The organism is Pseudomonas sp. B14-6 (genome assembly GCF_013260315.1).
Classification (GTDB): domain Bacteria; phylum Pseudomonadota; class Gammaproteobacteria; order Pseudomonadales; family Pseudomonadaceae; genus Aquipseudomonas; species Aquipseudomonas mandelii.
Map to the genome: position 1 here is coordinate 3,579,477 of NZ_CP053929.1, position 12,834 is coordinate 3,592,310.

Annotated in this window: 7 protein-coding genes and 1 pseudogene; 4 read left to right on the forward strand and 4 right to left on the reverse strand. The window is 55.5% G+C overall.

Annotated features, from left to right (window positions below; genetic code table 11):
- Window positions 1-2 precede the first annotated feature (2 nt).
- The 3 genes from HP062_RS16400 to HP062_RS16410 form a co-directional block, all read right to left on the reverse strand.
- Window positions 3-989, reverse strand: a complete 987-nt coding sequence (locus HP062_RS16400) for an ABC transporter substrate-binding protein (RefSeq protein ID WP_010467401.1) — start codon at window positions 987-989, stop codon at window positions 3-5.
- Window positions 990-1,382: 393 nt separating this feature from the next.
- On the reverse strand, window positions 1,383-2,753 hold the full coding sequence (locus HP062_RS16405; RefSeq protein ID WP_010467400.1) for an aspartate aminotransferase family protein: 1,371 nt from the start codon (window positions 2,751-2,753) through the stop codon (window positions 1,383-1,385).
- Between the two features lie 31 nt (window positions 2,754-2,784).
- Window positions 2,785-4,278 carry an aldehyde dehydrogenase gene (locus HP062_RS16410; protein ID WP_172792586.1) on the reverse strand — a complete coding sequence of 498 codons (1,494 nt, stop codon included), beginning with the start codon at window positions 4,276-4,278 and terminating at the stop codon, window positions 2,785-2,787.
- 225 nt (window positions 4,279-4,503) lie between these two features.
- Here HP062_RS16410 and HP062_RS16415 point away from each other — a divergent pair, with 225 nt between their 5' ends.
- The gene (locus HP062_RS16415; RefSeq protein WP_172792587.1) at window positions 4,504-5,424 is read left to right on the forward strand and encodes a LysR substrate-binding domain-containing protein; all 921 of its coding nucleotides are present in this window, start codon (window positions 4,504-4,506) and stop codon (window positions 5,422-5,424) included.
- Window positions 5,425-5,594: 170 nt separating this feature from the next.
- On the opposite strand, the pseudogene hrpB reads toward HP062_RS16415, so the two are convergent.
- Window positions 5,595-7,730 (reverse strand): annotated as a pseudogene (gene hrpB, locus HP062_RS16420) (ATP-dependent helicase HrpB); the annotation flags it as partial.
- Window positions 7,731-7,819: 89 nt separating this feature from the next.
- On the opposite strand from hrpB, the gene HP062_RS16425 reads away from it, so the two are divergent.
- The 3 genes from HP062_RS16425 (at window position 7,820) to HP062_RS16435 (ending at window position 12,833) form a co-directional block, all read left to right on the forward strand.
- Window positions 7,820-10,126: a hypothetical protein gene (locus HP062_RS16425; RefSeq protein ID WP_172791682.1), complete on the forward strand. Its 2,307-nt coding sequence runs from the start codon at window positions 7,820-7,822 to the stop codon at window positions 10,124-10,126.
- A gap of 135 nt (window positions 10,127-10,261) precedes the next feature.
- Entirely contained in the window at window positions 10,262-12,214 is a 1,953-nt protein-coding gene (locus tag HP062_RS16430; RefSeq protein ID WP_178119847.1) for an integrase, read from the forward strand.
- Complete coding sequence (locus HP062_RS16435) at window positions 12,207-12,833, forward strand: hypothetical protein (RefSeq protein ID WP_172791683.1); 627 nt, start codon at window positions 12,207-12,209, stop codon at window positions 12,831-12,833. The genes HP062_RS16430 and HP062_RS16435 overlap by 8 nt, the downstream gene beginning before the upstream one ends.
- Window position 12,834 lies beyond the last annotated feature (1 nt).

Genomic DNA, 12,834 nt, shown 5'->3' on the forward strand with positions numbered 1-12,834 from the left:
TCCTACAGCGGGCTGACGAAGCGGTTGTCGATCAGGTCGTCATTGCTGACGTTGTAGGGCTTGCCCTGCAATTCGCTGGCGGTTTCGTTGGCCAGTTTGATCAGTGGCTCGCTGTCGCCCGGCTTGCCCGGAGACCCCAAGAGTTTTTCGCTCATGGCCTGATCGTAGAAGCGCACGCCTTGCGCGGCGGCTTCCAGTTCCTTCGGATCGGCGAGGTAACCGCCGACGCCTTTGGCCATGATTTTGTAAGCTTCCTTCGGATGGTCCTTGGTGTACTGCACCGCTTTGTAGAGACCGGCAACCAAGGCCTTGACGTCTTCCGGTTGCTTCTCGATGACCGTGCAGTTGAGCGCGACCACGTCGACAATCACTCCCGGCGTGCTGCTGCTGTCGATCAGCACTTTGCCTTGTTGCTTGTTGCGGACCATCGACAGGTGCGGCTCCCAGGTCACGGCGGCCGGCACACGGCCGGCGATGAACGCGGTGGCAGCGTCATCGGCCGTCATGTTCTGCACGGTGATGTCGCTCATGCTCATGCCGTGTTTTTTCAGCAGGTACGACAGCCAGAACTGCGAGGTCGACCCTTCGTTCACCGCCACTGCCTTGCCTTTGAGCTCCTGCAAACTCTTGACGTCCTTGCCCACCAGAACACCGTCGCCACCATGGCTGTCATCGAGTGCGGCGACGGCCTTGAAGCAGAATTGCGGGCGGTACTTGAGCACTTCGTCGATGGTCGACGCCGAGCCCGACAACTCGCCCGAAGCCTGGGCGGCCATGTACATCGAAGCTTCTTCAACGACGGGCAATTCGACGGTCAAACCGCCTTCCTTGAAGTAGCCCAGATCCTGGGCCAGGTAGAGCGTGCCGTAGCCGACCCACGTGGTGTGGCCGATGGACAGGGTGCCGGCCTGGGCGCTGGTGGCGACCGTGGCGGCGATGGCGGTGATCGCCAGTGGATGAGCGACGCGGTTAAGCAAGGACTTGATCATGGAGCACTCCCAAAGCTGTTGATTTAGTTTTGTCATGGGCAGTACGGCCAGTGGCCTTGGATCAGTTGCCACCGGTGGTCTCTGATGGACCTTTCGATGGTCAGCATTCGGCTGACTGGCGAAGTCGATGTTGGACCAGGGGCGGGATAAGGAAAATCAGGAAATATGTCGTTGGGAGTGATGAAAAAACTGGGTAGCGCGCGCCGTAAAAGGGCGGGGTTGGCGGGGATGCACGGGGGAGGTGCAAAACATGAAATGAGTGTTGAATCGACCACAGCATTCGCGGGCAAGCCTCGCTCCTGCAGGGTTTATGTCGGCCGCGGAATTGGGCACGACACATAACCTGCAGGAGCGAGGCTTGCCCGCGAAGAGGATCAAAAGAGCGCTACAAGATCAAAGCCGGCCGTATTCCTGAGCAGTACGATCGACTGCTTTCAAGGTCTTGCCCACCAGCTCATCAATCTCCTCCCGGCTGGCAATCAACGCCGGCGCCATGATCATCCGCCCCAGCGTCGAACGAATAATCACCCCTTCCTCAAAGCCAATCGTGCGGCAACGCCAGGCAATGTCGTTCTCATTGGCAAAACGCTTGCGACTGCTTTTGTCCTCGGCCAATTGCAACGCCGCGACCATGCCGACACCCTGAATATCGCCCACCAACGGGTGATTGCCGAACACCTCGCGCAGGCACTGTTGCAGGTACGGCCCGATGTCATCCTTGACCCGCGTCACCACGCCCTCATCGCGCAACGCCGTGAGGTTGGCAATCGCCACCGCCGCCGCCACCGGGTGCCCGGAGTAAGTCAAACCGTGGGCAAATACCCCGCCCTGCTCCACCAACACCCGGGCCATTTTCTTCGACAGAATCAACCCGCCCATGGGGATGTAACCGGAGGTCAAACCCTTGGCGATCGACAGCGTGTCCGGCTCGAAACCGAAGTGCTCGTGAGCGAACCATTCGCCGGTACGACCGAAGCCGCCGATCACTTCGTCGGCGCACAACAGCACGTCATACTTGCGGCAGATCCGCTGAATTTCCGGCCAGTAACTCTCAGGCGGGAAGATCATCCCGCCGGCGCCCTGGAACGGTTCGGCGATAAACCCGGCGACCTTATCGGCGCCCAGCTCGAGAATCTTCGCTTCCAGTTGCTGCGCCGCCCGCACGCCGAATTCGGCCGGGGTCAGATTGCCCTCGTGAGCGAAAAAGTACGGCTCGTCGATGTGTTCGATATCGGGGATCATGCCGCCCATTTCATGCATGAACTTCATGCCGCCGAGCGCCGTCGCCGCCAGGGTCGAGCCGTGGTAACCGTTCCAGCGACCGATCATGATTTTCTTCTCGGGCTTGCCGAGGATCGTCCAGTAACGCCGCACAGTGCGGATCAGCACCTCGTTGGCTTCGGAACCGGAGTTGGTGTAGATCGCGTGGCTGTAGTGCCCCGGCAACAGGCTGAACAGCAGCTCCGAGAGCTCGATCACCTGCGGGTGGGTGGTGTGGAAAAACATGTTGTAGTACGGCAACTGCTCGAGCTGCCGGGTCGCCGCAGCCGCCAGATCCTTGCGGCCGTAACCGAGGTTGGTGCACCACAACCCGGACATGCCGTCGAGGTAACGCCGACCATCGTTGTCCCACAGGTGCAGGCGCTCGCCGCGGACCATCACCCGCGGCCCTTCGTCATTGAGCGCTTTTTGATCGACGAATGCGTGGATGTGGTGCGCTGCGTCGGCGGCCTGGTAGTCGCGGGTTTCACGTGGTGTGGTCATCGCCAGTTCTCCGTTTTGTTATGAGCGGCTGTTATGCGCGCAGCTGAAACCAGGTGGTCTTCAACTGGGTGTATTTATCGAATGAGTGCAGCGACAGGTCGCGACCGAATCCGGACTGTTTGCCGCCGCCAAAAGGCACGGTCACGTCCAGTGCATCGACGCTGTTGACCGACACCGTGCCCGCTCGCAATTGCCGCGCCACACGGTGGGCGCGGTTGAGGTCGTCGGTCCACAGCGAAGCCGCCAGGCCGTAGACGCTGTCGTTGGCCAGTTGCAAGGCGTGGGCCTCGTCGTCGAACGCCGTGACCGCCAGCACCGGGCCGAACACTTCCTCGCGAAACAGCGGCATGTCCGGGCTCACGCCGGTAAAAATCGTCGGCTGAATGAAGTTGTCGGAGCCGTTGAAGATCGACTGCCTGCCCCCGCAAACCCTGGTCGCGCCCAGGCGTTCGGCCTGTTGGATGAACTTCATGATGCGCGCGGTCTGACGGCTGTCGACGATTGCCCCGGCGCTGCTCGACGGGTCCAGCGGATCACCCGGCTGCCAGCGCTCGGCCTGCACTTTCAGGCGCTCGACGAACGCATCATGAATCGAACGCTGCACCAGCAAGCGTGAGTTGGCCGAGCAGACTTCACCCTGATTGAAGAAGATGCCGAACGCGGCTTTCTCGGCGGCCAGGTCCAGGTCCTGGCAATCGGCGAACACCAGATTGGCGCTCTTGCCGCCGCACTCCAGCCACACCTGTTTCAGGTTCGATTGCGCCGAATACTGCATGAAATACTTGCCGACTTCGGTGGAGCCGGTGAACACCAGGCAATCGACATCCGGGTGCAGACCGAGGGCTTTGCCGGTCTGCTCGCCGAGGCCCGGCAGCACGTTGAGCACGCCCGGTGGTAGACCGGCTTCCAATGCAAGCTCAGCCAGACGCAGGGCGGAGAACGGTGATTGCTCGGCGGGCTTGAGGATCACCGAATTGCCTGCGGCCAAGGCTGGCGCGAGTTTCCACGCGGCCATGTCCAGCGGGAAATTCCACGGCACCACCGCAGCGACCACACCCAGTGCTTCGCGGGTGATGGTCGCCAGCACGTTTTGCGCACTGGGGGCGATCTGGTCGTAGAGTTTGTCGAGGCTTTCGGCGTACCAGCGAAACACCCCGGCGGCGCCCGGCACGTCGATGTTGTAGGCGTCCATCACCGGCTTGCCCATGTTCAGCGAGTCGAGCAGCGCCAGTTCTTCGCGGTGGGTCATGATCAGTTCCGCCAGACGCAGCAACATATGCTTGCGCTCGCTCGGCGAACGCGCCGACCAGGTGCCGGCCTCGAATACCCGCCGCGCATTGCGTACCGCCGCGTCCACCTCTTCATCACCGCAAGCGCTCACGTTCGCCAGACGCTGGCCTGTGGCGGGGTCGATTGCTGTGAAGGTCTGACCCGACTGCGCCGAACGGGGTTTGCCGTCGATCAGGGCCTGGTCGGGAAACCGCAGCGCGGCGACTTTGTTTTGCCAATATGCAAGCTCGAACACGTTCAGATGCTCCATGGGCTTTTCTTGTGTCTGAATGGTGGCCCAGGCCCGAGTCCAGTAAAAATAGTAAAAATGTCTTCGCAGACCATGAAAAAACTGGGCAGCCAATCTCCCCGGTGGCGCGGTATGTGGTTATTGTTCAGGCACAACAACACCGTCGTCAGAACGGATGCAGTCGGCGCGAAAATTGCCTGGATGTCGAGTCCATCCACCCCGAGGTTTGCCGTGGCTGCCTACAACCTGCGTCAATTGAAATACTTCATCACCACCGTCGAATGCGGCAGCGTCGCCGAGGCCTCGCGCAAGCTGTACATCGCCCAACCGGCGATCTCCACGGCGATCAAAGGCCTGGAAGACAGCTTCGGCGTGCAACTGCTGATCCGCCATCACGCTCAGGGCGTGTCCCTGACACCAAGCGGCGCACGCTTCTATCGCAAAGCCCAGGAACTGCTGCGCATGGCCAAGGAGTTCGAACAGAACGCCCTCGCCGACAACGACGTGGTGGCCGGGCAAATCGATATCGGCTGCTTCGAAACGGTCGCACCGCTGTACCTGCCGCAACTGATTGCCGGGTTTTCGGCGCTGTATCCGGGGGTGAAAATCCGCATCCGCGACGGCGAGCAGCAAGAGCTGGTGCAAGGCCTGACGTCGGGCACCTTCGACCTGGCGATCCTGTATGAGCACGAGCTCGACGCCACCATTCAGACCGAACCGCTGATGCCGGCGCAACGGCCATATGCGTTGCTGCCGGCGGACCATCGCTTCGCCCAGCTCAAGCAAGTGTCGCTACGTGATCTGTGCCTGGAACCGATGATTCTGCTGGACGTGCAACCGAGCCGGACCTACTTCGTCAGCCTGTTCGAAGAACTGAACCTGTCACCGAACATCGCCTTCAGCTCACCGTCGATCGAGATGGTGCGGGGGATGGTCGGGCAAGGGTTCGGCTTCTCGATCCTGGTGACGCGGCCGCATTCGGAATGCACTTACGACGGGAAGAAAGTGGTGTGCGTGGATATCGTCGAAGAGGTCACTGGTTCGGGATTGGTGGCGGCATGGTTGAAGCGCGGGCAACTGACCAAACCGGCGCAGTTGTTTGCCGATTATTGCCGGGAGCAACTCACTGCCAAGGCCGGGGCAGGCACATGAGCCAAGTGAAACCCTGTGGCGAGGGAGCTTGCTCCCGTTCGAGTGCGCAGCAGTCGCATCTCCATTGCATGCAGTGTATCTGACACATTCCGGCGGCCGATTATGGGGCCGCTTCGTGGCCCAACGGGAGCAAGCTCCCTCGCCACAGTTTTTGTGTTCTACCCCAAGAGTTACTTGCGGGGTTTGATCCGAGCGGTGGCTTCCGCCACCAACGGATCATCCGGCCAATAATGCTTCGGATACCGTCCCTTCAAATCCTTCTTCACCTCGGCGTAGGTACTGCGCCAGAAGTTCGCCAAGTCCTGAGTCACCTGCACCGGCCGCCGCGCCGGGGACAGCAGATGCAGCTTCACCACTTGCCGGCCCCCGGCAATGCGCGGGGTATCGGACAGGCCGAACAGCTCCTGTAAACGCACCGCCAGAATCGGCGGCTGTTCGCTGTAGTCCAGACGAATCGAAGAACCCGACGGCACACTCAGGTGATGCGGCGCCTGTTCATCCAGCCGTTGCGGCAGCGGCCAAGGCAGCAAGTTATGGACGATGCTCGACAGGTCCAGATTGGCGAAATGACTGAGGCGCGAGACTTTGCCCAGGTACGGCATCAGCCAGTGCTCAAGGTTTTTGAGCAGTGCGGTATCGCTGACATCCGGCCATTCACTTTCACCCTTACTGCCGAGGTCCAGCTGTCGCAGCAATGCCACGCGCGCCTGCCACTGACGCAGCTCCGGGGTCCACGGCAACAACTCCAGCCCCTTGCGGCGTACCAGATTGACCAGCGCCTGGCTGCGCGCTGTTTCGTCGAGGCCGGTCAGCGGCTCACGGCTGAGGATCAATTCACCAACCTTGCGCTGACGCTCGGCGCGCAACACACCTTCGCGCTCATCCCAATCCAGTTGATCGACCACGCGCACTTGCTCGGCCAGTACGGAATCGAACAGCGCCGGATCAAAATCCGCCGCCAGATAAATCCGTTCCTCGCGCTGCCCCTGACGACTGCCCAGATCCGCAATCACCAACCACGCTTGCTTCATCAGACTGTCTGCTTCAGCGAACAACGCCGCACGGCCGTTGGCCAGGCGATATTCAGCGCCACCGGCGCGGCGTTGCTGGGCGACACGGTCTGGATAGGCCAACGCCAACAGGGCGCCGAGCCAGCGTGGATGATCCGGATCGCTGACCGGTTCCGTCGCTTTGCCACGCAGGTAACCGCGATACTGCCGCGCCAGTTGCCGGGCACGTTGCACGCCACCCTGAGCACCGCGAGCCGCACGCTCTTCGCCGGACAACAGCACCAATCGGCTGTGCAGATCCGCTCCGGCGCCACGCAAGATGTCCCGCTCACCGAGCAATGCCGCAACATCGCAGGCCATGTCGGCCAAACCGAGCGCCTGACCGCGCAACAACAAATGGGCGATGCGCGGATGCGCCGGCAATTCGGCCATGGCCTGACCGTGACGGGTCAGCGCGTCGCCGTCCAATGCGCCCAGACGATCAAGCAGATCCTGAGCCTGTGCATAAGCGGCGGCGGGCGGCACGTCGAGCCACACCAATTGCGTCGGTGTCACGCCCCAGCGCCCGAGCTGCAAGGCCAGACCGGCAAGGTCGGCCGAGAGAATCTCCGCGCTGGCATAGGCTGCCAATTGCTCGTGCTGATCCTGCGACCACAACCGATAACACACGCCCGGCTCCAGGCGCCCTGCCCGGCCGGCACGTTGAGTGGCACTGGCTTTTGAAATTCGTTGGGTATCGAGCCTGGTCATGCCGCTGCCGGGATCGAAACGCGGCACCCGCGCCAGCCCGGCATCAATCACCACACGCACGCCGTCAATGGTCAGGCTGGTCTCGGCGATGTTGGTCGCCAGCACCACTTTGCGCTTGCCCGCCGGTGCCGGATCGATTGCCGCTCGTTGGGCGGCGAGGTCCAGCTCACCGTGCAACGGGCAGAGCAACACCTGTGTGCTCTCGCCCAACGCATCCGCCAATTGCTGATGCACGCGACGGATTTCCGCCTGCCCCGGCAGGAACACCAGCACGCTGCCGGTCTCATCATTCAAAGCTTCGAGAATCGTCTGCACCAGGCGCGGCTCGATGAATTCGCCGGGCTGGAACGGCCGACCCCAGCGCATCGCCACCGGGTACATACGGCCTTCACTGCGCAGGATCGGCGCGTCATCGAGCAACCCGGCCAGGCGTTCGCCTTCAAGCGTTGCAGACATCAAAAGGATTTTCAGCGGCTGGTCGTCGCGAAACAGCTCCCGGCCATTCAGGCTCAGGGCCAATGCCAGGTCCGCGTCGAGGCTGCGCTCCAGGTTTTTGCCACTTGCTTAAGGTTGTCAACGCGTGCAGCATTACCGCATTCACTGGGCTTGACCGAAGCGAACGAAGGAAAAAAGGTTTGACAATCATCAAAAACGCTAATGCTATGGCTAACTATCCTTTCACCTTCCTTCCCCCAGAAGTCTTGAAGCTGATGCACCTATGCTTTGAGCAATGCCAACGCACAAACTATAAACAATCATTGATCAAGCTCTTCGAGGCCTATTGCCACGTGACGGGAACTGCTGTCACCTACTTAAGCCTGTCAACACCAGCCTTTGGCGTGGTGATCAAGAGCTTCATTGGTGCTCTGGCGGACGAATCATTCCTCGCTGGCAGCAGGCTGACGCGCACGGCCTATGCGAAAGAGTTCAACGATCTCATTGATGTTATGCGCACCCATGTACCGCTCATTCCACTCCTAGGCAAAGATGAGCGGTTGCCAGGAGCCAACACCAAGGAATGGGAACACGCAAAATTAGAGCTCGACCCAGTTGCTGTGCGCTACTGGAATGGTTGGTCAATAGTGGACGCAAAAGGATTCACTAGGTATCTGCCCATTTCTTTAATTTGGCTATCGCATGGCCAAGAGTTCGCCGAGCAGGTCTACAAGAGCTACCGGCAGCACTCCGAGAAAAAAGTACGACCCAATGTTAGCGAAATGATTGCGTTTATAGCTTTCATAAGCGATGAGGCGGATCAATGGCCAGTCGAAACGTTCACGAATCCAATCAAGATAAATAAATGCTTCATCGCATTCATGATTAAACGCTTTACAAAAGCGGCAGAAAATGACTTAAACATTCCAGGCACAATAAAAAACTACGCCACTTTTATTTTATCAATAGAGGAAGCATTCCTAATTCCAGGAACGTGGGCAAAGCCTTTTGCGGGCACATTACCAAAGCCAGCTTCAAAGCGAATTCATGGAACGCACAGTCATTTACGCCAAGGCACGGACGGCGAGTTAGTCCACGAAAAACTAATCACCCCAATCCCGCTACAGATTAAGGACTCAGAAGCCATTGAGATCTTATTCAAAAGAATCCATGAAGATATTTCCTTGGTATTGAAATGGGCAAAGCGTAAAACCTACCTACTGCGACGAGCCCAGTTGAAGAGGGATCAGCTTGCTAAAACTGGAACAAGCAATACGCAATACCGCCCCGGTGCACGAACCATCGAAGATATTGGGATAGCTGATCTGTGCGCGACATTCGACGAGCATGGCTTGGCGTACATCCGGAAAGATTTTCAGCGTAAATTTGGTGAGAGAGTAAAAAAGCAAGAGGTCGCGACGCACTTAGCCCTGCCGCGCCCTAACGATTTTATTTCATTTCAGTTACAGCTTATAGCGGGACACCCATGCCTAGGGGAGTCATTTTTTTCGGACTTCGAGCTATATGATAAAAACGGCAGAGAGTTCGGCTTCATTAAAGAGGACAACGGTTACCTACTTACAGGGTACAAGGATCGTAAAGGCGGCGCCAAATCGCAACAGCGAATCAAACTTACACCCCGGCAAGCAGTGCTCGTCCGTCAGGTAATCGCAATAACTCAACCTTTGAGAGATGAGCTGAAAGCTGCCGGGGATGATAACTGGCGCTACCTATTCCTGCATTCTTTCAAAGCCGTTTCATATCCTTCCAAGTGTAATCCGCCACGCTGGAGGACTACACTTAAGCCAAAACATTTGGAAGCGCTTATCACTGAATTTTCACAGCATTGCGCTTGGAGCAAAGAGAAACTAAGTGACTTTATAGTCAGGGTCTCATTGACAACATTCAGAGCGTCATGTGGCGTTGCTAAATATCTCGAGACTCAAAGCTTGACTGAGATGGCAAAAGCTTTAGGACATTCGAAATACGACTCACACCTGCTGAGCAAATACCTTCCTGATGCGATACTGGCATTTTTCCAAACGCGGTGGATCCGGGTGTTTCAGCGAGGAATAATTTGCGAAGCCATGAAAAATAGTCCTAACATTCTTCTTGCAGCCAAATTCGCTTCAATGGAAGAACTTCATACCTTTTTGGAAAACCACGCATTTAGAGATTTACCAGAGCACCTACAAAATCCAGAATATTTGGCACAGTCACAACGAAGCACTCAGAAAAAAGCTGATGCAGGACAAACCGACCGCGTCTTGATTTCGGTTGACACTGGAATATTGACCGCGCTGATCTCGATCAACCAGGCGGTAGAAAACTCAACTCGAAAAGATCAAATTAACTCTCAAGCCCTCTATTGGTCTCAATTCGCCGACTTAGTTGCCAAAGATATTGATAGAGGATGGAACACCGAACTGCAAGACTACTTGGCTACCGCTAGGCTACATGCCAAACCATCTCATATGGAGGCGTTAATTTATGCCACTGCATCCTAAACTTGATTTCTTAGAGCCGTTCTTAATCCCCCCGAAGAATCATATAGGGCGGCAGTTTGGTTACTTAACGAATTTGACGCTGAGGTATGGCGATATGATTTCGGCTATGGCGAACCTTTCGAATTAGATTGGCGAGTGCCAATTGCTGATGGAACCATACTGACTGACAACATCAACGCGCAGCTGCTGACTTGTTTGAAGTATTTTTTGACGGCTAGCACGCGAAACAGTTTCGGGTACCAAGAGGAAACGAACAACCTCAAAGGGCAGCAACGTATGTCCTTCATTCGCGCATGTCAAATCATTGACCTTTTACTGATAAACAGTAAGAGGTATGAGTTGATCACGCATGGATTGGCCGGGCTGACAGAGGGTAATTTAATCGAAATTTTAGAAAGAATCGGATCCCACCCCTCTACAGCAGAGTCGATATATAACTGGACGGTTAGTCTACGGACGTATTGCCTCAACGTACTTAAAGAATATAGCCATTCTGAAATCACCGCAGTGTTGGATAAAATTCCAGAAATCCAAGTTATTACCAATGAACAAACTGACGATGATGAATTGGATCTTCCGACAGATATTGTGCCGGCAATCCGTGCATGCCTTTACTTAAAAGGTTACTACCGAAGCCATAAAGACTATGGAAATGCTCCAAATACGGTACGCCTTTCTGAAGAGATCTACACAAATTGCTTATGGGGAAAGAATCAATCAAAGCCAACTCCGGCAATCTTGGCGTTCAACACTGACAAGAGCTTATTTACCCGGGAGCATCCTGGCGTATCAGTTCGCACAGGTCTAAGAGAAAAACTTCGCGATCAGACTTACGTCGCTTATCGTCTCACATTGTATAAGATTGGCATACTACATGAAATAGGACTCCCTGCTCCTCCACTGGAAGCTTTGCAAGCAGCAGAAGCTTTCATGCCAGACCTCTCAACTAAAGGTCGGTTTCGCACCCTACCCTCCCAGATGGTTTTCAAAGCCCTGGAACAGGGTATCGATCTTTATTTTGATCATGGGGAGAAGATCATCAACGCATTTTGCCGCGTTGCACTCGCTTGCCGGAAACGTAAAATATCGCCATCAACACTTACTAATGCGCAGTTACAGGAAATCGTAGGTGCGGAGATGCGGGAGTTTGGCATCAAGCAGTATAGTTTATCTATCAAAAGCACGGCTAATGGCGAATATCAGGGAAACGTAAAAGGGACGCGCGAAGAATATTATCCGCAACTGCGCAATAATGCCGGCCTGGTTGAAATGCTTTGTGTTTATGTCGGAGCAGTCCAACTGACCGTTGGTCTTTTGATGGCTCGGCGGGTCAGTGAAATTGTTGAGCTACAGGCAGACAAATGCTTAGACGATTCCGAGCAATGGCTGATTTTCAAAGCAGCAAAAAGCACTCGTCATCTGTTTGGCATACGCCAGACACAGGCCCGACCAATCGAACCAATCGCAGTTGATATGATCAAGTCTCTGATTCGGATGCAACGGATCTTGAAACGCATTGGATATATAAGCGATTTTAAAAAGCTTTTCTCAACGCCCAATCTGACCGGTGCCGCGTCCCTAACAGAAAGCTCGTCGACAAGTTTCAATAGAAACTTAGACCTGTTTTGTGACTATTTTGAAACCCCTACAAATCAAGCGGGTGAGCGTTATTATATTCGCCAGCATCAATTGCGTCGTTTCTTCGCGATGTTGTTTTTCTATGGCAGCAGTTTCGGCAGGCTCGATACTCTGCAATGGATGCTCGGACACTCAGACCCAGCGCATGTTTGGAATTACATTACTGAAACTTTAGATGGCGCGGTACTTGCGGGTGTGGGAGCTCAATTCGTTGCGGAACAGATTCATTACGAGGGTACTGAAGACTATGCCGATCTGGCGGGCTTAATTAGCCAGCGCTTTGGCGTCCACGATTTTGGGTTGATTGACACTGCACTGCTTGAGGATCATATCCTGGATCTTATGACTGAGGGCCTGGTAGAGATCGAACCAGAATTTATTTCAGACCATACAGGCAAAACATTCAAAGTAGTGGCAAGACTAGCTCGAGTGGTGGCTGAAGATGAGTAAGGTTGAATCAAAAATCGTCAAAACAATAAATGGGCTGAAGTTACTGCAGTCTTTCTTGGCTGATATTGCAAAGCGCCCTCAGCACTACCTTTCAGATATGGAGTTACGCACCGCTCTGAAGAGCCAATCTGCACTGGCAAAGATCGACCGCGAGATCACCACGCCCGAGGGGGAAATCGCTAACACGTTTCCTATGAGTCTGAACACACTTAAAACCTACGCTGATGCCGAGCTAAGTGGGAAGTATAAAGCTTTCGACGAGCTAAGAAAAAGAGCCTCAGCAGCAATAGAGGCTTCACAAAACCGACAAGAAAAGCCGAACAAAAGAACAAAAACAGGTCTGTCGAAAAAAATCGCGATATTGGAACACGATTTAGAAATGCACCGCCAGGCCAATGAGATCCTTACGTGTGCGTTGTCTGCAGCGATCAATCAATTTTCGAGTATAAGAGATGCTAAGGATGAGCGATTGCGTGAAAAGCGCACTAGAGACGCCATTGAATTACTTGTCGCTATTACGAGCTTGAATACCCCGCCATTCAATGTGCCGCCTCCAGACCTGGACACCAAGGCAGTTTCCTCCGAAGTGACAAATATTAGTACGTACAGGAAAAACTAAG